Origin of the sequence: Salibacterium aidingense DSM 18341 (genome assembly GCF_000429685.1) — a bacterium.
In the GTDB taxonomy this organism is placed as follows: Bacteria; Bacillota; Bacilli; order Bacillales; family Marinococcaceae; genus Salibacterium; species Salibacterium aidingense.
Map to the genome: position 1 here is coordinate 1 of NZ_AUCI01000025.1, position 17,399 is coordinate 17,399.

Below are 17,399 nucleotides of genomic sequence, written 5' to 3' on the forward strand. Positions count from 1 at the left end.
CATGCGGGGACGACGGTTTCCGTCCCATCAACAGGCGCATGACAAGATTTTTCGCTATATTGAACTGATTTACAACCGCAAGCGTATCCACAGTACCCTGAACTATTTGACCCCGGTGCAGTATTATAAACAGCAGGTTCTGCGGAGTCGAGCGCCCGTAGAAACCTCCTAATGCAGGCAGGAGAGTACTTTTTTCCTTAACCACCGCTCTAGATGATAGAGCGGATGGGTCAAGCGGTTTGAGCTTGACGCTTCCGCGGCATCATCTATCCTGACAGGTGGGAAAAAACCTGCGTCCGTTCCGTTTTATAACGGACAAATCATAAAAAAGGGTGTCTACTTTCTTGACATAGATCCATCCATTCCGCTATTTGGCGTTAGAACATCTTCGTTTACGTTGAAAAAGAGAAATAACGCACTATATGTCCGTTTGGCCCTTTAACATGAACAAAATCAAGACGATAGCGGACAAATGTCCGTCTACCGCCCCTGCCTTCTCGTATCCCATACTTATTTCACAAATTCCTGACGCCGGACAGCTTCGGCCACTTCTTCGAGCGCTTTCCCCATTCCGGCTTCCACTACCGCGACATAGGTGCCTTCCACAATCGGAGCATCCATAATTTCCACCCCTCCTTCCAGATCGGGAAGCATATCGAGAGCGAGTTCCGCGTTCATCACAGCGCTGCCGATATCATAAAACACGAGGACGCCGCCCTCCCCGTCTGCCTGTTCCAGGACAGCTTTTATCTTATCTGCGCTGGTACCAATTTCTCCTGCTTCTGTGCCTCCCGCAGAAAATACCTGGACATCCGGCTGTTTTGTCTGGGAAACAAGGTCGACGATTCCTTCTGCAATTTTTGCACTGTGGGAAATAACAACAACGGCCGCTTTATTCATCCTTCTTCCTCCTTGGTGACCGCTTCAGCCAACGCTTCAAACAAGAGATAAGAAGAATAGGCCCCGGGATCGAGGTGGGAGGTTGATTTTTCCCCATAGTACGAGGCTCTGCCTTTTTTTGCTGTCATGTCTGCCGTACCTTCCATAGCTTCTTTCGCCGTTTTTGTGAGCTCCGTTGGCACAAGCTCTTGGTTCTGCACATATTCCAGAACAGGAATCCAAACATCCAGAAGCGTTTTTCCTCCGCGTTCTGCCTTCCCCCGGGTCTTGATTCCCTCCACCGCGGCTTCGATTCCTTTGGCAAATTCCCCTGCCGTCACGACCTGCTTTCCTTTCCATTCATCCGATGCTTTTAGAAAAGCCGTTCCGTATAAGGGGCCGGAAGCTCCGCCTACCTTTGAAATGAGGGTCATCGCTGCCGATTTCATCACAGCTCCCATGTCCTCCTCATTATCATCTTTCAGACTCTCCACTGTTTCCTGAAAACCCCGGGCCATGTTATGCCCGTGGTCGCCGTCTCCGATCGCCTGGTCCAGTTCGGATAAATAGTCTTTATTGTACTGCATTTTCTCATTAGCCATAAAAAGCCAGCGCTTGATTTCTGCAGATGTTATTTCCACTGTTCAGCCTTCCTTTCTGATTATGGTAAGTATTTATTCAGCGTCGAATCGAGTTTCAGAAGAGTAAAAGAACATCCTGCCATTTCGAGAGAAGTCATATATTCCCCTACCATTGCCTTTTTCACAGAGATGTTATTTTCCGTGAGAATTTCTTCTGCTTTACGGTACATGATATACAGTTCCATCAGCGGGGTGGAACCCTGTCCATTCACAAGAACGGCCGTCTCATCGCCGCTGCTCACCTCCAGCTCTGCCATCACTTTTTCCAAGAGCTCTTCGGTAATGGCATCAGCCGATTTCAGTTTCTTCCTTTCCATTCCAGGTTCCCCGTGAATACCAGTACCAAGCTCCATCTCATCTTCGGCCAGCGTGAATCCAGGTTTTCCGGAAGCCGGGACGGTACTTGGCTGCAGGGATACTCCCATTGATTTCATGCTGCCTGATACTTGATGGGCAAGCTCCGCCGCTTCCTGCAGATTCAACCCTTCTTCCACAGCGGTCCCTACGATTTTATGAACTAAAATAGTTCCTGCCACGCCACGGCGGTCCTCTTCGTTTTCCACGGCGACATCATCTTTTACCACCACCTGTTCCGTATCTATGCCTTCCGCGGCTGCCATCTCCGCAGCCATATCAAAATTCATGACGTCCCCGCTGTAATTTTTCACGATCAAAAGGACCCCATTGCCGCTGTCTACGGCTTTGATTGCTTCCAGTATTTGATCCGGCGCCGGCGAGGTGAAAACTTCTCCCGCTACCGCCGCATCCAGCATATTTTCTCCAATAAACCCGGCATGGGCGGGTTCGTGGCCGCTTCCCCCTCCGCTCACCAGGCCGACTTTTCCAATCATCGGTGCATCTTTACGTACAAGCACATTCCAGCCGGGCAGACGCCTTATAACATCGGCGTGCGCTGCCGCTATGCCGTCCAACATCTCATCTACGACATGATCCGGATCATTGATGAGTTTTTTCATTAGAGAACCTGCCTCCTCCTTATGGTATTAATTACTTCTTCCATACCACTATTCTCTATTCCTTTTTTATACAAAATTAAAAACCAAATGCTTTTAACGAAAATGAGGAAGTCTCTTCCAGCAAATAAAAAACCTGCTGCCTTCGATCTGCAACAGGTTTTCCTATTCTCTCTACACGCCTGAGTATGCCATGAATCCGCCATCTACCGGCACTGTTACACCCGTTACGAATCCTGACATCCGTTGATCGGTCAGCCATAACAGCGTTCCGGTTAAATCTTCTGCCTTCCCAAAGCGCTCCATCGGGGTATGATCGATGATTTTACGGGATCTTTCGGTATAGTTTCCTTCCTCATCCAGCAGCAAATTTCGGTTTTGGGAGGTTAGGAAAAAGCCGGGGGCAATCGCGTTGCAGCGTATGTTTTCTTTGGCCATATGCACAGCTAGCCACTGTGTAAAATTATCAATGCCTGCTTTGGCTGAGCTGTAAGACAATACTTTCGTCATAGGACTCGGAGCACTCATGGATGAAATATTAATAACAACGGGGTTTGCTCTTTCAAGCATTCCTTTCATGAATACCTGTGTAGACAGCACGGCTCCAATATAATTCAAATGAAATACATGCTTCAGCCCTTCTTCGGTCAAGTCAAAAAAAGTTTTGACCTCTTCGTTTTGAAGATGTTCTTTTTTGAAATATTCTTCCGACGTGGCGGCGTCCGGATGATTGCCGCCGGCCCCATTAATCAAAATATCGTAGCCATCATAATGCTTCCGTATTTCGCGGTCGGCTTCCTGAATACTTTCCAGCTGAAGGACATCGCAGGCCACGGCGATGGCTTCGCCGCCTTCCTGTATAATTTCTTCTGCCACGGTCTCTGCATTCTCTTTTTTCCTGCTTAGTACGGCGACTTTAACTCCCTGTCTCCCCAATTCACGGGCCATTTCGCCGCACAACACACCGCCGCCGCCCGTTACAACGGCGACTTTTCCTTTTAATCCCTGATTTTCCTTACTCATTGTTTATAACCACCTTTTTCTAAAGTATCCCAAATTCCCAGCATATACATTATTCCAAGGGCTCTGTCATACAGCCCGTAGCCCGGCCTGCAGTTTTCCCCCCACAAATGACGACCGTGGTCCGGCCGGATATAGCCTTCATACCCAATCTCATGATAAGCCTGTATCACTTTCACAATATCCACGGAACCGTCTGCGGCACGATGAGACGTTTCAATAAAATCTCCATTGTCATACCGCCGCACATTCCGGACGTGGGCAAAATGAATGCGGTCTTTAAATTCATGGATCATTGCGGGAATATTATTCTCCGGATGCGCCCCGAGTGCCCCGCTGCATAACGTAAGGCCATTGTACTCACTATCAACCAGGCCGACTAGTCTTTGCAAGTCCTTACGGCTGGAAATAATCCTGGGCAGTCCAAATACAGACCACGGAGGATCATCCGGATGTATCGCCATACGAATGTCACATTCTTCACATACTGGAATCACTTTTTCCAGAAAGTATCGTAAATGCTCCCAAAGATCCTCCTCCGTTATATTTTTATATTGATCTATCAATGTTTGAATCTGATCCAGTCTTTCCGGCTCCCACCCCGGCATCGTGAATTCAGGATTTTTAGTTATTTTTTTGATTAATGCTTCCGGTGTGATATGTTGAATCTTGTTATTTTCATAGAACAAAGCGGTAGAGCCATCTTCCAATTCTTTATGAAGATCGGTTCTTATCCAGTCAAATACCGGCATAAAGTTGTAACATATTACTTTCACTCCGGCAGAAGCCAAGTTTCGTATTGTCTGTACATATTTTTCTATGTATTCTACTCGGGAAGGCAGTCCGAGCTTAATATCTTCATGGATGTTCACGCTTTCTACTACCTCCGCGTGTAAACCGTAAGAACGAATCCCTTCTACGGTTTCCTGAATCTCAGGCTGATTCCAGACTTCGCCCGGCTGTTTATCATGGAGAGCCCATGCAACCCCATCCGTTCCCGGTATCTGATTAATATGGTTTAATAAAACGCTATCATTATTTTTCCCGTACCAACGAAAAATCATTTTCATAGCAGCTAACTCCAATTCAACAAAGTTATTGTATACTAGTATATAAGAATAATCTATTAAAATCAACTATGAATAACCTATTCATTTGAAGGTTGTTTCGCTACATTCAGTATGCTAGTATACAAATACGTTAATAAACAAACAAAAGGAGGAAAAGAAAATAACACAACAATCCATGAGAAGTAATGGCTACAGCGCCATTAAAGACCAAATTATTAAACTAGAGCTGAGACCTGGTCAAAAAATTACAGAGAACGAATTGGCAGAACGTTTTCAAGTCAGCAGAACTCCCATTCGTGAAGCTATTAGCCGTTTATCTCAAGAAGGACTGATTGATGTATATCCTCAGAGAGGGACATTTGTTTCCTTAATTGATGAAGAGCACGTCGAAGAAGGACGTTTTATGAGAGAGCATATGGAAATCGCCGTCGTGAAGCTAGCATGTAAAAAGCTTTCTGCGACCGAATTACAGGATCTTTCAGAAAATCTGTTATTGCAGGAAATGAGTGTAAAAGAAAAGAACTATCAAAGAATATTTCAGCTTGATGAGGATTTTCACCGTATTATCTTTGCGGGATGCAAAAAACAACGAACATGGCAATCTGTTCAAAGCATGATGGTTAACTTAAATCGAACGAGAATGCTCAGCCTGGCTTCGGAGTATAACTGGGAAATGATTTTAGACCAGCATAAAAAGATTTATGAAGCTATTAAACAGTGGCAACCGGAAAAAGCTGAATATATTATGCAAGAGCATTTATCCCTCGTTAATATTGATTTAGCCGAATTAAAAGAACGTTATGCCGGTTATTTTCAGAAGCAGAGTATAAATAAATAGAAAAATAACTGACGGGTATTCAGATGGAAAGGAAGCAATCATATCAATCACAGTACAAAATGATTATAATAAAGATGATTAGCTTCCCCTCCCCGCCTTTCTTATTAGATTTTTCAGCATTCAAGTAAGAATGTATATTGTAGTAATCCTTTGAACTATCGCTACCAGTCTTCCCATTTCATGGGATTCTCTCCCTTTTCTACCCATCGTCCACTAATGTGGCATAAGACTTTCTGAAAGTATTCATGTCTTGTATAGGATAATAGGCTTCAAGAACTTGTCACTTGCCTATAAAATTAGATAATACTCCGACATTGGTTAGTGTTTTAACCTTTCCTTCTATCCCGTCTTTTTGATCGTTACCATGCTGCCCCAAACGAATCTTTTTCTAGAATGGTTCCAGGAAAATTACCTGCCGTAGCGGTACCCTATAATTATCACGAGGGTTCAAACAACACAAAATGGGTAATTTATTTCTTTTCTCTAAATCATTTAAAACACTAGATAGCTCTTCTGCATAGTTAAAATCCGCAATGGAATCAAAACCACTATTCAATCCAATCTCCTAACCCTTTCTTGTATGGACGTTTCTTAAGCTTCCAATATGCAATTGCAGGGCAATGATAGTCAAAAAATTTACATGTCATTAGCGTATTGACAATATAGGCGTGGGGCTGAATTAGTTTTTTGCATGAAATTGTCTTCCAAAAATTCTTTATTTATTCTCCTTTGTATTATAGGGGCTTTTGTTTTCTGATAATACGTGGATCAGTAAAGACATCATATTCATCCATACTTGTTGTAGAGAATTCTGAAACAATGGCCCCTTCCCTTCCAGCTTGAAACCAATGCAATGTATTAGGAGGGATGGTATAGGACTGCCCAGGTTTTAACTTCACTTCTTGAAAGACTGTGTAATAATGCTCACTCCCTATAGGCAGCCGAGCATCAATACTAGAAGATCTCTCTCCTTCTACATAAAGGAATACTTCTCCTTGCCGGCACCGAAATGTTTCTAATTTGCCTTTCTTCCCATTTACAGGAGGATGCCTATGTTCCGGACAGGTTTGCCCTGGAAATAATATTAGTTCTTTGGCACAATAAAAATCATTGTTAATGTAAACAATTAGCTGTAAACCTTGCTTTTCCAGTTCCTTCAAACCGAAATCAGCAATCTCGACATTCTCTTTTTCAGATGCTGATAAAATAATACGCTGTTGTTCAAGAATTTGGATGACTTTGCGTTTTTCCTCTACATATTCCTTGTTTACATACACGAGATCTCCCCCTCTTAAGAGAATCTTATGACTCTATTTTCACCGCCATATCCTGTGCGTTTATACATAAGGAAGCCGCCTTAAACGCATGCTCCTGTGTCATCGCATGTTCCGTCCCATTCAAGCAGTCTAAAATAAATGCTCCAAAAAACGGGTACCCGACTTCTCCAGCTAAAGAATAATGTTTTTCCCCTTCTTGATTGACTAAATATAAATGATCGGAGGTGCTTTCTCGAGCTATATCAATATACTTTCGAACCTCTATATATCCTTTGGTTCCCTGTATAAACACACGGCCATCCCCCCACGTTCCAAGACCATCCGGCGTCAGCCAATCCACTCGAAAATAGAAAGATGCTCCATTATCCGCCACCAATGTGGCATCTCCAAAATCCTGGAATTCTGGGTATTCTTTTAAAGAATAATTTGCAACTTTGCTATGAACGACCTCAGCATCCGATGCTCCGCTGTAATAGAGAAATTGTTCAATTTGATGACTGCCTATATCACATAGAATGCCGCCAAATTTTTCAGGATCAAAAAACCATTCCGGACGTTTCTCTGGATTGGCCCGGTGAGGTCCTGTACCAATAACTTGAACAACTCTGCCAATGGCATCCTCTTGGATTAATTGACCGGCAAACACGGCACTTTCGACGTGTAATCTTTCACTGTAATAGATTCCCCATTTCAAACCAGTTTTAGTTGTCAGCCTCTTCGCTTTATCTATTTGTTCCATTTTTGTAAATGCAGGTTTGTCAACAAAGTAATGTTTACCTGCCTCAAGTACTCTTGCACCTAACTCGTAGCGATGGGAGGGAATGTTGGCGCCTGCTACAAGGGTTATTGTTGGATCGTTCAGAATTTCGCCTTCAGACTCCGCTCTTTTTACACCTGGAAATTTCTCACAAAATGTAGTTACTTTCTCTCCATCAGGATCATATACAGCAACAAGCTCACCACCAGCTTCTATTAACCCATTGCACATTCCGTAAATATGTCCATGGTCCAGACCAATAGCAGCAAATAGAAACTCTCCCTCTTCCACCACTTTATTGACTTTACCTTTTGGAGCATAATTCATGCCATCGTGTTTACTCATATTAAAAATATCCTTTCTTTTAAGAGCGAATTAAGATTGATAATTTCCTCCCGTTGTAATTTCATTCTCATCAAAATCTTGTACGACATTTTTCTTTTCATAAAAATGTGGAGCATTTTTTAACATGTTTTCACGGGTATAAAAAGGGCTGTTATTATCTAAAGGAAGCTTTACTGATTCTTTAAATGTTGAAGATTGATAAATCGCAGTAATAAGTTCAAGTGTTTTACGTCCTTCTTCTCCATCAACAAGCACTTCCGAATCGTTTTCCACTGCTTCTAATACGTCGTCAATTTGGCCGGGATGTCCTTCATAAGAAAGAACTGGCTGTGCTTCATATTCTTTCTTAATTTTAGCAGTTAATTCCTCATCCTCTTCTGGAAATCCATTTTCTTTTGACTTGGACGCTTTTAACTTCCAGGGAACAGATACGCGAGCATTTTTCCCCTGAAATATCAATTGCTGCTCTTCTCCATGATGGACAACTGAACTTGTTATTTGGGCGAGACTTCCATTTTCATAACGTCCTATCGCTACAGATAAATCTTCTATTTCTGCATTGTCATGAGTAGTATTAGCTGTCACTGCTGTTATCTCTGCAGGCATGCCATTCATCCACTGAAAAATATCGATATGGTGAACAGCATGGTTTAAGGTGCATCCGCCTCCTTCTTTTTCCCAGGTTCCTCTCCACCACAAGTCATAATAGCTATACCCTCTCCACCAAAAAGAATCGACCTGAGTGTGTACAATCGGTCCCATTAATTTTGTTTCAAGCACATGCTTAAGGCTCATCATTTCCGTTTTGAAACGATTTTGTGCCACAACAGATAATTGCCTGCCGCTTTCACGCGCTGCCTGATTCATTGCATCGCATTCTTTTAAAGAAGAAGCCATTGGTTTTTCTACCAGCACATGCTTGCCGGCTTTTAATAAATCGATAGAGATATCTGCATGAGTGTAAGGAGGCGTACATACAGAAACCAGGTGAATATCTTCACGCTCCAGTAATTTTTTATAATCGTTCACTATGTCTACTTCAAGGTTAAATTCGTCTGCCCTTTTCTCCGCCTTTTCTGGCGTGATGTCACATAACGCCTGCAAACGGCACCTGTCAGAAAACTGTAAATAACTTTTAATGTGCGAAGGACTAATTGCTCCCATTCCAACAATTGCAACATTAATCATATATTTCTCTCCTTTTCTATAAATAAATTCTCTTATCGTGCTAATGTTATCCCTTCACTGCACCATCAGCCATCCCTTTAATGATTTGCTCTTGAAAAATCACATAAACAATTAATACAGGAATAATAGATAATATAACCCCTGAAGCAATGAGTCCGTACTCACTTAATTGGGAAGACTGAAAGCTCGCCAATCCTAAAGGCAGCGTTTTAGCAATATCCGAAGAAATCAAAACACTGGCGAACACATATTCATTCCAGGCTGCTATGAAAACCAGAATTCCTGCAGTTGCCAACCCTGGCTTGCTTATAGGCAGTATGACTCTAAAAAATACCGACCAATAACTACATCCATCAATAATGGCCGCTTCTTCCATTTCTTTAGGTAAACCTTTCATAAAACCAACTAGTAAAAAAACCGTTTTTGGTAAGTTCAAGGCCGTGTATACAGTAATGAGTCCAAGCAGACTATCTCTTATTCCGATATCGTCCATTTTAAAAAACATCGGAAAAATTAATGACTGCAGTGGAATGGTTAACCCAATCACAAACAAAATATAGACAAGCATGTTTCCACGAAATTCAAATCTGGCTAACGCATAGGAAATCGTCGCACCAAATGCTAAACATAACAATACTGTAGCGACAGTAACAACGGTGCTATTCCATAAATACAACCCCATATTGACATTGGTTAATGCAAAAATGTAATTAGAAAAATCGAAAGAACTGGGCAAGCCAAAGGGGGAAGAAAATATTTCACTGTTATCTTTAAATGATGTCATCAGCACCCATAAAAATAAACCGAACGTAATGAAAAAGTATCCCCACACTAATAAATATTTGAAAAATTTCCCTAATCCACTGCTGATTGGCAGGCGATTGTTTACATTTTTTGCAGCTAATCCATTGTCATCATTCATGTTTAACACCTCTTTTAATCCTTAGGCTTCAAGACTTTGTTGATGACAAGTGTTATTACGATAACAATCCCCATCATAGTAACCGCGATAGCATTTCCATAACCATAATTGCTTTGTGAAAACCCTTGTTTGTACATATAAGTCCCTGTTACTTCTGTTAAATGCACCGGTCCTCCATTCGTAAGCAGTAAAACATAATCAAACTGTTTGAAAGCATAGGAAATACCCAATACCAAACAAATGAAAAGAACGTTACGAACAGAAGGCAAAATAATATAAATGATTTTTTGCAGTGCATTTACTCCATCTATTTCTCCGGCTTCGATTAACTCATCGGGAATCGATTGCAAACCGGCAAATAATATTACCATCATCAAACCAATATAATTAAAGACAAAGGGCAGTGATACAGCAGTCATCGCAGTAATAGGATCTGTCAGCCAAGCAGTCGTTAAATGATCCAATCCTACTAATTTCAAGAGGGAATTTAATATCCCGAAATTCGCTTCGTAAATAAACGAAAACGCTAGCGAAATGGCAACCGAAGATGTAATGACAGGGATAAAATAGACCGTCCTTAAAAATTTAAACCCTTTTATCTTTTGATATATAAAATAAGCCAGAAAAAAACCTATGGGGATTTGCAAAACGATGACAAGGACGACCCAATACAGGGTATTGACTAATGACTTATAAAAAATCGGATCCTGCAGCAAAGTTATGTAATTTTCTAGAAAAATAAATACTTTATCCGAAATCCCATCCCATTCATGAAAACTATCTATCAGTGTGCTTGTTACCGGCATTAAGAAAAAATAAGTATAAAATAGTAACGTAGGTAAAATAAACGCTAATAGGACCCAACGTTGCTGCACCATCTGGTTAATCCCTCACTTTGTTTTGGTACAAAGGGTCAAACAACCCTTCGTACCAAATAATCACTTATTCAAATTGAACACTTGGGTACTCTTCTATCAAAGCATTCATTTCTTCTACATATTGTTCCGGCGTAAGATCTTGTTGTAACAATTGATCCGTCATAGACCAATAATCATCTTCCACGTCTTGAGAGAAGAGCTGTTCATCATAGGAAGGCACCACATTTTCGTCATTTTCAATGAAATCCATGATTTGATTCATGACGGGGCTAACCTCAGCCGGATCATATTCTACATTCAACGCGGTAGGGTTCGGAATTTCTTCTACAAATTTTCTACCCACTTCTGGTCCAGCTATTTTTTTCATCAATTCCCATGCCGCTTCTCGTTTTTCAGGATCTTCATACGCTTCTTTGCTCATATAGATAAAATGTCCTGTTCCGGCTATTGTGGTTGGGGTTGATGCCTGATCCCCAAGCGGGAAAGGTATTACTTCATACTGGTCTTCCATCTCCGGGTCAATTTCTCCAGCGGTCCAGCTGTGTTGATAAAACATCGGGGCTTGCCCTTGTCTAAAAAGTTCAAAGGATTGAGCTGTCTCTAATGATTGATACCCTTCGGGAAAAGCCCCCATTGCAGATAATTCAGCTACTTTATCCGCAGCGTCACGTAGATCTTCCCCAAAAGGTTCTTCTGCAGTAGCATATTTAATCAAGCTGTCTGTATCGTTCTTTTGGGCAAACCAGGTCAACATCATATAGCGAGCACTATGGTTATTCGCAGCAAATGGAATTAATCCTGCGTCATTAAATTGCTCTACTGCCGTAACCAGCTCCTCGTAGGTGGTAGGAACCTCTACGCCGTGCTCTTCAAAAAGTTCTGGGTTAATCAACAGATAATAGCTGTAACCCTGAAATGGAAGTCCATAAATACCTCCTTGATACTCAACAGGATTGTAAGCATCTTCAATATACCGATCCTCCATATCACTGTCGGCTTCAATCGATTCTGATAAATCCGGAAGCAGGCCATTTTCAATGTAATTTTGAACGCGTCTCATCCCCCAGTGCGTAAACACATCAGGTGGGTCACCGGCAGACATTTCCGTTCTAAGTTGCTCAAGTATGTCATTCCCAGGGGCTGTCTGAATATCTAAAGTGACATCAGAGTGTTCTTCATCAAACTCTTCCAATGCCGGTTCAATCACGGGAGCTTGTGGTTGACTGCCCGAAAAGCTGTGTAAAACTCTAAGATTCACCGCACTGTCTGAATTTTGAGCATTTCCAGCATTTTCTTCATTCGTTTCTCCTCCCGGACTACATCCAGCAATCATTAAAGTAGAAAAAACAACCAACAAAAAGCAAAAAATAGATTTTTCTTTGTACAAGCTAAACCCCTCCATATATATTTTGTATAATGTTTCTTCCACCACCTACTATGAAGTTAAAGCGCTTTCAGAATACTAATATACTTGTATACTAGCACCCCATTATTTTCTTGTCAATTCCTAAATTTATTAAGGGAATTACAAGTAAACTTTTTTATTCTTGTGAAATTAAGGCTAGAAGATTAAATGTGTGAAACTCAAAATTCTGTTTTCTAAAATGCAGTATACTAATATATAAGTTTAAACCAACTATGAAATTTTTGCCAATAGTAGAATGATGTCAGCTTTTAAAATTGTAGGTTGTTTAGAAAATTTCAGTATGCTAGTATACAAATATGTTAATAAACAAACTTCTGAAAAAGGGGGCGGAAGGAAATAGCACAACAATCGATGAGAAGTAATGGTTACAGTGCCATCAAAGACCAAATCATTAACCTCGAACTCCCTCCCGGCCAGAAAATTACAGAAAATGAATTGGCGGAACGGTTTCAAGTAAGTAGGACACCTATTCGCGAGGCTATTTTCCGTTTATCTCAGGAAGGGTTGATTGACGTGTACCCTCAAAGAGGAACTTTTGTATCCCTCATTGATGAAGATCACGTCGAAGAAGGACGATTTATGAGAGAGCATATGGAAATAGCTGTCGTAAAACAGGCCTGTGAGAAACTCTCTGCCACGGCCCTGCAGGCTCTCTCAGAAAACCTGGTGTTACAGGAAATGAGTGTGAAGGAGAAAAACTATCAAAGAATTTTCCAGCTGGATGAAGATTTTCACCGAATCATCTTTGCGGGATGCAAAAAACAGCGAACATGGCAGTCCGTGCAAAGCATGATGGTCAATTTAAACCGTACTAGGATGCTGAGTCTTGCTTCGGAATATAACTGGGAAATGATTTTAGGCCAGCACCAGAAGATTTATGAAGCAATGAAAAATCAGAAGCATGAAGAAGCGGAACACATTATGAGAGAGCATTTATCGCTGGTGAATATCGATTTGGCAGAGTTAAAAGATCAATATGCGTACTATTTTAAGAGGCAGTAAGCTAAAACAAGGAGGATCGTTCTATGAGTCTTCAGGAAAATGTAAACGAAGTCATTCAACAGACGCCTGTGATAGACATGCATACTCATCTCTTCCCTTCTGAGTTACAAACTCTTTGTTTAACCGGTATTGATGAACTGCTTACCTATCACTACTTAGTCTCAGAATCTTTCTTATGGCTGGATATGGATTATTCCGCGTTTTTCGAACTCTCTAAAAAAGAGCAGGCAGAAATTGTTTGGGAGACCCTGTTTGTAAAACGTTCTCCAATAAGCGAAGCAGCCCAGGGTATTCTTACAATACTGAATGGACTTGGTATTCCTTATTCCACCAGCCTTGAAGACATCCGCCATTATTTTGCTTCCATAGAGAAGGAAGGATATGTCGAATATCTTATGAGTCTGGCAGGCGTTTCTTCTATTCTCATGACCAATAACCCTTTTGATCGAGAGGAAAGAGCGTATTGGAAGAACAACACGTCTTTTCCCGCGGAAACATTTATACCGGCCCTTCGGGTAGATCCGTTACTCAGTCATTGGCCGGAAGCGGCTCAAATTATCAGAGAAGACGGTTTTCCAGTATCAGACACCGTAAACATGGAAACGATCGAATCGGTAAAGCAATTTTTACGCTCTTGGATCCAAGAGATGCAGCCGGTCTATGTTGCTGCTTCCCTGCCCTGGGATTTTCCTCAAAGGAATGTTGAAAGCGTTTTATTGAAAGATTGCATTCTGGCGGTATGCCGGGAATTTCAGCTTCCATTGTCTTTAATGATCGGGACAAAAAGAGGAATGAATCCAGAGCTTCAAATCGCAGGAGACGGCACGGGTGCATTTCAAATGCAATATTTGGAGAATCTCTGTGTTCACTATCCGGATCAGAAGTTTCTAATTACTATGCTTTCCCGGGAAAACCAATACGAACTTACAGTCCTGGCGCAAAAGTTTAGAAACGTCATGGTATTTGGCTGTTGGTGGTATTTAAACACCCCCCAGTTTATGAAAGAAATAACGCAGATGCGGTTAAGTCAACTGGGTCTCCGCTTTATTCCCCAGCATTCCGACTGCAGGGTGATGGAACAATTAATTTATAAATGGAAGCATTTTAAAGAAGTGTTTTCTGCATTGATGTATGATCACTATCTGTCCCTGGAAAAAAAGGGTGTTCATGTAACCCGCCATGATATCGAAAATGATATTCATACTATGTTTCAACATAATTTTTGGACATTTGTTAATGAAAAATAAGGAGTGAAAAAATCATGAAACAATATTTTTCTGTTTTTATCTTAAGTAGTTTGCTATTTCTTGCTGCCTGCGGCGGGGGAAACTCCGAGGAAAATAACGGAGAAAACGCGGAAGGATCGGAAGGCGGCAGCAGCGGAGAATCTTACGACTTCAAGTAGGGATCGTGGTCTCTGAAAACGATCCGATGTACGAAGGATTAGAACAGTTTAAAGAAAACGTAGAAGAAAAAACGGATGGTAATTTAACCGTCGAATTATTCCCGAACTCTTCCCTGGGAGATACGCCGGAAATACAAGAACAAGCGATGTCCGGCGCGAACGTCGGAACACTCGCTGATGCTGCTATCATGTCAGACTTTAAACACGAAATTGGTATATTGCAGGGACCTTATCTTTTTGAGAATTATGACCAAATTCAAAAAGTTACAAATTCTGATTTATTTGCTGGATGGAAAGAGAACTTGGCAGCAGAAAATAATCTGCAGATTCTCTCGTTCAATTGGTTTCAAGGTGCAAGACACGTTATCAGTAACAAAGAGGTACAGACCCCGGAAGATTTAGATGGTTTGAACTTAAGAACAATTGGAGCTGACATTTTCACAAAGACGATTGAATCCATGGGAGCAAATGCTACCGGACTGGATTGGGCGGAAGTATACTCCGGCATCCAGCAGGGAGTTATTGACGGAGCAGAAGCGCAGCACTCTGCAACCCACGGAGCCAGTCTTTACGAAGTGGCTGATAATTATTCCAAAACAAATCATATTCAGCTCATCACCGGCCTGGTTGTCGGAGCAGATTGGTTTAACAGCCTGCCGCAGGAATACCAGGATATTGTGAACGAGGAAGCAAAGGCAGCCGGCCAATATGCATCTGAAACCGTGATGGATAGTTCTGATGAGTATGAAAGCAAGATGGAAGAAGAAGGTATGACCATTACAGAACCGGACACCGCTCCTTTCAAAGAAGCGACTAAAGATGTCTACGAAGAATTCGAGGGGTATCCGGAACTGAGAGAGCAGATTATAGAAATCATTGAAAACGAGTAATTTTTAACAGGAGGGGCTCTTCATGAAACATCTAGCCACTGTTCTGACAAGAATTGAAGATATCATCACCAAGCTGCTGCTCGCATCCATTGTCATCTTAGTCTTTTACTCCGCTATGGTTAGATGGCTGGGAGTCCCTGTTGCCTGGTCTGTAGAAATGGGGCAATTATTATTTATCTGGCTGATATTTCTAGGAGCTAATCAAGCCATGCGCAAGAACAGGCACATCGGTGTAGATGTTTTCACAAACAGGCTGCCGGACAAATTAAAAACGCCTGTAAACGTATTTACAGACAGTCTCATTGCCTGTTTTTTGATTGTTATTATTTTCTATGGTACACAGCATGCTGCCGATCATGCATTGCGCAGCGTGCAGATTCTGCCGCTCAGCTATTCCTACATTACAGCTTCGGTCCCGGCAGGATGTACGTTAATGCTGGTAACGTTATTGATGAAATGGATCTCTTTTTGGTTCAATAGAAACAAAAATCCATCCATCACCGATGAAGAAGACGGCAATTCAAGGGGGATGCTATCGTGATCTGGGTTGTTCTTTCCTTTGTATTATTAATCATTCTTAATGTTCCAATCGCTTTTTCTATTGGTATATCTGGATTGATTTATTTTATACTCGATCCAAATCTTCCTATTAATTTAGCTATCCAACGCTTTGCATCCGGAACCCAGTCTTTCCCTTTACTGGCAGTGCCATTCTTTGTATTGGCCGGGAACCTTCTGAATGCCACAGGGATAACGGAACGCTTAATTCATTTTGCTAACGCATTAACGGGTCATATGGGTGGCGGCCTTGCCCATGTCTCTATCATTTTGAGTGCCATGATGGGCGGGGTTTCCGGTTCAGCCAATGCGGATGCTGCCATGCAAAGCCGGATTATGGCACCCCAAATGATCACAAAAGGATACTCGGGCGGGTTTTCTGTTTCTGTTATTGCGTTAAGTGCCTTAATCACAGCAACGATTCCCCCAAGTGTCGGTCTCATTTTATATGGATTCGTAGGCGAAGTATCGATCGGCCAGCTGTTTATTGCGGGGGTAGTACCAGGCATTTTAATGACCATTACCTTAATGATAACGTCCACCATCATTTCCAAAAAACGAAACTATCAACCGGCCAATATCGAAAGGGCTTCTTTCAAAACCGTACTGCGGACATTTAAAGAAAGCTTCTGGGGCCTGCTTTTTCCGGTCATCCTTATAGTCGGAATCCGCTTCGGCGTTTTTACCGCTTCAGAAGCCGGAGCCTTTGCGGTCGTTTATGCTTTCTTGGTGGGAATGTTTATTTATAGGGAATTGGATTGGAAAAAGTTAAACAAAGTCCTGAAAAATACGGTAGAGGATAATGCCGTCATTATGCTCATGATTGCTGCTGCCTCTATTTTAGGGTATGTCATTACATCAGCGCGCATCCCCCAGCAGGCCACTCAAGGCATACTGGCATTCACGGATAACTCATTCCTAATTATTCTTGTCGTCTTATTCTTTCTCTTAATAGCCGGGATGGTGATGGAAGCAACAGTAAATACTTTGCTGTTAACCCCTATTCTTCTGCCGATCATGACCAATATCGGCGTAGACCCGGTTCATTTCGGCATATTAATGATGACCATCGTAACGATGGGCGGCATGACTCCTCCTATCGGAGTAACCATGTATACGGTTTGTTCATTATCGAACGTCTCTGTATATGATTATATGAAAGAATCTGTCCCTTTTATATTATCCATCATCCTTTTTGTCATGGTGCTGGCCATCTTTCCCCAGATTACCTTATTCCTCCCCGAATTATTAATGCGTTAATTTCCTAAACAAGCTGTGGTCGACCACACAGCTTGTTTTTTTATTTCTTCCCCTTTTTAATACACTCTT

20 protein-coding genes and 1 pseudogene are annotated in these 17,399 nt (G+C 41.9%); 8 read left to right on the forward strand and 13 right to left on the reverse strand.

Translation table 11 applies throughout. The features are described 5' to 3' along the window. Nucleotide 1: 1 nt before the first annotated feature. Nucleotides 2-172 carry an IS3 family transposase gene (locus G475_RS28105; RefSeq protein WP_084414186.1) on the forward strand — a complete coding sequence of 57 codons (171 nt, stop codon included), beginning with the start codon at nucleotides 2-4 and terminating at the stop codon, nucleotides 170-172. Between the two features lie 338 nt (nucleotides 173-510). On the opposite strand, the gene dhaM is transcribed toward G475_RS28105, so the two are convergent. From dhaM to uxuA, 5 genes are all read right to left on the reverse strand, one after another. Then, on the reverse strand, nucleotides 511-900 hold the full coding sequence (gene dhaM / locus G475_RS0118270; protein ID WP_026702511.1) for a dihydroxyacetone kinase phosphoryl donor subunit DhaM: 390 nt from the start codon (nucleotides 898-900) through the stop codon (nucleotides 511-513). Next, complete coding sequence (gene dhaL / locus G475_RS0118275) at nucleotides 897-1,520, reverse strand: dihydroxyacetone kinase subunit DhaL (RefSeq protein ID WP_026702512.1); 624 nt, start codon at nucleotides 1,518-1,520, stop codon at nucleotides 897-899. Before dhaL ends, dhaM begins: the two co-directional genes overlap by 4 nt. Before the next feature lie 20 nt (nucleotides 1,521-1,540). Continuing rightward, complete coding sequence (dhaK, locus tag G475_RS0118280) at nucleotides 1,541-2,497, reverse strand: dihydroxyacetone kinase subunit DhaK (RefSeq protein ID WP_026702513.1); 957 nt, start codon at nucleotides 2,495-2,497, stop codon at nucleotides 1,541-1,543. Nucleotides 2,498-2,668: 171 nt separating this feature from the next. Next, on the reverse strand, nucleotides 2,669-3,517 hold the full coding sequence (locus G475_RS0118285) for an SDR family oxidoreductase (RefSeq protein WP_026702514.1): 849 nt from the start codon (nucleotides 3,515-3,517) through the stop codon (nucleotides 2,669-2,671). Further along, the gene (uxuA, locus tag G475_RS0118290; protein WP_026702515.1) at nucleotides 3,514-4,584 is read right to left on the reverse strand and encodes a mannonate dehydratase; all 1,071 of its coding nucleotides are present in this window, start codon (nucleotides 4,582-4,584) and stop codon (nucleotides 3,514-3,516) included. The genes G475_RS0118285 and uxuA overlap by 4 nt, the downstream gene beginning before the upstream one ends. Before the next feature lie 175 nt (nucleotides 4,585-4,759). On the opposite strand from uxuA, the gene G475_RS0118295 reads away from it, so the two are divergent. Then, on the forward strand, nucleotides 4,760-5,422 hold the full coding sequence (locus tag G475_RS0118295) for a GntR family transcriptional regulator (RefSeq protein ID WP_026702516.1): 663 nt from the start codon (nucleotides 4,760-4,762) through the stop codon (nucleotides 5,420-5,422). Between the two features lie 161 nt (nucleotides 5,423-5,583). Here G475_RS0118295 and G475_RS28110 read toward each other — a convergent pair. The 8 genes and pseudogenes from G475_RS28110 to G475_RS0118325 all read right to left on the reverse strand — a co-directional run. Continuing rightward, nucleotides 5,584-5,679, reverse strand: a pseudogene (locus G475_RS28110) (glucuronate isomerase); the annotation flags it as partial. 131 nt (nucleotides 5,680-5,810) lie between these two features. Continuing rightward, nucleotides 5,811-5,978, reverse strand: a complete 168-nt coding sequence (locus G475_RS28115) for a glucuronate isomerase (protein ID WP_169728536.1) — start codon at nucleotides 5,976-5,978, stop codon at nucleotides 5,811-5,813. 178 nt (nucleotides 5,979-6,156) lie between these two features. Continuing rightward, a complete protein-coding gene (locus tag G475_RS0118300; protein WP_026702517.1) occupies nucleotides 6,157-6,699 on the reverse strand; it encodes a D-lyxose/D-mannose family sugar isomerase in 543 nt (180 codons plus the stop codon). A gap of 25 nt (nucleotides 6,700-6,724) precedes the next feature. Further along, complete coding sequence (locus tag G475_RS0118305) at nucleotides 6,725-7,801, reverse strand: Gfo/Idh/MocA family protein (RefSeq protein ID WP_026702518.1); 1,077 nt, start codon at nucleotides 7,799-7,801, stop codon at nucleotides 6,725-6,727. A gap of 30 nt (nucleotides 7,802-7,831) precedes the next feature. Further along, nucleotides 7,832-8,989, reverse strand: a complete 1,158-nt coding sequence (locus G475_RS0118310; RefSeq protein WP_026702519.1) for a Gfo/Idh/MocA family protein — start codon at nucleotides 8,987-8,989, stop codon at nucleotides 7,832-7,834. 46 nt (nucleotides 8,990-9,035) lie between these two features. Beyond that, nucleotides 9,036-9,911: a carbohydrate ABC transporter permease gene (locus G475_RS0118315; protein ID WP_035711848.1), complete on the reverse strand. Its 876-nt coding sequence runs from the start codon at nucleotides 9,909-9,911 to the stop codon at nucleotides 9,036-9,038. Between the two features lie 14 nt (nucleotides 9,912-9,925). Next, nucleotides 9,926-10,789: a carbohydrate ABC transporter permease gene (locus G475_RS0118320; RefSeq protein ID WP_035711851.1), complete on the reverse strand. Its 864-nt coding sequence runs from the start codon at nucleotides 10,787-10,789 to the stop codon at nucleotides 9,926-9,928. A gap of 64 nt (nucleotides 10,790-10,853) precedes the next feature. Further along, nucleotides 10,854-12,176, reverse strand: a complete 1,323-nt coding sequence (locus tag G475_RS0118325; RefSeq protein ID WP_026702522.1) for an ABC transporter substrate-binding protein — start codon at nucleotides 12,174-12,176, stop codon at nucleotides 10,854-10,856. Between the two features lie 390 nt (nucleotides 12,177-12,566). On the opposite strand from G475_RS0118325, the gene G475_RS0118330 reads away from it, so the two are divergent. Genes G475_RS0118330 through G475_RS0118355 form a run of 6 tightly spaced genes read left to right on the forward strand, consistent with a single transcriptional unit; the run spans nucleotide 12,567 to nucleotide 17,330 of the window. Next, the gene (locus G475_RS0118330) at nucleotides 12,567-13,217 is read left to right on the forward strand and encodes a GntR family transcriptional regulator (protein ID WP_026702523.1); all 651 of its coding nucleotides are present in this window, start codon (nucleotides 12,567-12,569) and stop codon (nucleotides 13,215-13,217) included. Nucleotides 13,218-13,240: 23 nt separating this feature from the next. After that, complete coding sequence (locus G475_RS0118335; protein ID WP_026702524.1) at nucleotides 13,241-14,464, forward strand: hypothetical protein; 1,224 nt, start codon at nucleotides 13,241-13,243, stop codon at nucleotides 14,462-14,464. A gap of 14 nt (nucleotides 14,465-14,478) precedes the next feature. Next, on the forward strand, nucleotides 14,479-14,622 hold the full coding sequence (locus G475_RS27575; RefSeq protein ID WP_169728537.1) for a hypothetical protein: 144 nt from the start codon (nucleotides 14,479-14,481) through the stop codon (nucleotides 14,620-14,622). Between the two features lie 5 nt (nucleotides 14,623-14,627). After that, nucleotides 14,628-15,512 (forward strand): C4-dicarboxylate TRAP transporter substrate-binding protein, encoded by an 885-nt coding sequence (locus tag G475_RS25595; protein ID WP_051302688.1) that lies wholly within the window; start codon nucleotides 14,628-14,630, stop codon nucleotides 15,510-15,512. 22 nt (nucleotides 15,513-15,534) lie between these two features. After that, nucleotides 15,535-16,053, forward strand: a complete 519-nt coding sequence (locus G475_RS25600) for a TRAP transporter small permease (protein WP_051302689.1) — start codon at nucleotides 15,535-15,537, stop codon at nucleotides 16,051-16,053. Beyond that, nucleotides 16,050-17,330: a TRAP transporter large permease gene (locus tag G475_RS0118355; RefSeq protein ID WP_026702525.1), complete on the forward strand. Its 1,281-nt coding sequence runs from the start codon at nucleotides 16,050-16,052 to the stop codon at nucleotides 17,328-17,330. The genes G475_RS25600 and G475_RS0118355 overlap by 4 nt, the downstream gene beginning before the upstream one ends. Nucleotides 17,331-17,399: the final 69 nt, after the last annotated feature.